We start from the raw sequence: 1,444 nt of genomic DNA, 5'->3' as shown, positions 1-1,444 counted from the left end.
GGATGGGCGACGGCGGCACCGACGCGGGACCCGGGTGGGGGGGGCGGACGCCGCCGAGGTCGACCGAGCCGGTGTCACGGCCGGCCGTCTCGTGCGGGCCCGGCTCGTGGACGGCCTCCACCACCGGTTCCGGAGCGGGTGGCGGAACCTCGTTGCCCCACGCGCCCTGGGCACCCGGCAGCAGCAGGTCTTCGTCCTCGGCGGGCGCCTCGGAGAGGTAGGTGTACGCGCCGTGCGCGGGGACGCCCGGCTGTTCCACCATGCCTGCGCTCTCCGGCTGCCCCTCGCCCGGGACCTGGCCGGTGTCGGTCATGCGTACCCCTCGCCCATCGGTTAGTGCTCCCTACGACCAGCTCACCCGGAACGGCGCACCGACCGCCCCGCAGTGAAGAACGAGCGTCCGTGCCCAGCGGCACGAACGGCCCGCCGGAAAAGGCGACAAAGCCATTCAGTGGCATTGTCCCGGCCGTTCCGCCGTCGCGACAGCATGATCCGCGACAGCCCGCTGTGGACTGCGCCACGTTGCGCGTCCTCCGGTTCCGCAGTACCGCACCCGCCCAAGACGGGCGTGCGATCCGGACATTGGCGAACGAAGTCCGGGCCACCGGTGCGGTACAACGATCGGCCAGCCTACCGCGCGCGGTACGACAACCCGATCACGGGGCGCGGTCGGGCAGGACCCCGCTGAGCAGGAACGCGACGTTCCGCTCGGTCTCGGTCCAGGCCCTGGTGTCGAGTTCGACGGACTGGACGAGGGCGCACTGGACCCGGTAGCCGTGCTCGGTCAGGTCGCCTCCCGCATGGGCGCCGAACACCCGGACACCTCCGTCGTCAACGCCTACGGCGACCGCTACCCGTGGGCGCCCTGCATCGCCCAGCCCGCCACCCGCGCGTACCTGACCGACCTGGCCGCCGAGGCCGCCGTACGCCCCGGCGCGCGGGGCACCGAACTGGAGTCCCTTGGCTGGTACGGGCTCCAGCACCTGCACGCGCACGACAAGACCGCCGGCGTGCCGCTCGGGGAGGCCGGGCAGTACCTGATGTCCCTGTGCTTCTGCCCGTCCTGCGAGGCCGGCTACGGCGACCGGGGTCTGGACGCCGGCGCGCTGGCCGCGGCCGTGCGCCGGGCGCTGGAACCGCTGTGGCGGGGCACCGCCGACGACACCGGCTGGCCGACGGTGGAGAAGCTGCTCGGCGAGGAGGCGGCGGCGGCCACGCGCGGGTGGCGGGACCTCACCGCCCGCACCCTCCAGGAGGAGGCCGTCGCCGCCGTACGCGCCGCCGCGCCGCGCGGTTTCCGGGTGCTGCTGCACGCCGACCCGGTCTCCTACCACTGCGGCGCCAACGCGGGCGTCGACCCCGCCCACATCCTGTCCGTGGCCGACGGGGTCGTGGTGCCCTGCACCGGCGGTACGGCCCTGCTGGCGCCGTTCGCCGCCGAGGC

The 1,444-nt window shown here is 74.5% G+C and carries 1 protein-coding gene and 2 pseudogenes; 1 reads left to right on the top strand and 2 read right to left on the bottom strand.

The features are described 5' to 3' along the window. On the bottom strand, positions 1-313 hold a 313-nt coding region (locus H5J33_RS35135), incomplete at its 3' end, for a hypothetical protein (protein WP_181798699.1). 343 nt (positions 314-656) lie between these two features. Next, positions 657-797: pseudogene (locus H5J33_RS35130) on the bottom strand (precorrin-6y C5,15-methyltransferase (decarboxylating) subunit CbiE); the annotation flags it as partial. On the opposite strand from H5J33_RS35130, the pseudogene H5J33_RS35125 reads away from it, so the two are divergent. Then, positions 795-1,444, top strand: a pseudogene (locus tag H5J33_RS35125) (hypothetical protein); the annotation flags it as partial. The pseudogenes H5J33_RS35130 and H5J33_RS35125 sit on opposite strands and share 3 nt — an antisense overlap.

The organism is Streptomyces sp. WELS2 (assembly GCF_013870595.1).
Taxonomy (GTDB): Bacteria; Actinomycetota; Actinomycetes; order Streptomycetales; family Streptomycetaceae; genus Streptomyces.
Note: the sequence above shows the minus strand (reverse complement) of the source record. Positions and strands in the feature narration are given on the sequence as shown.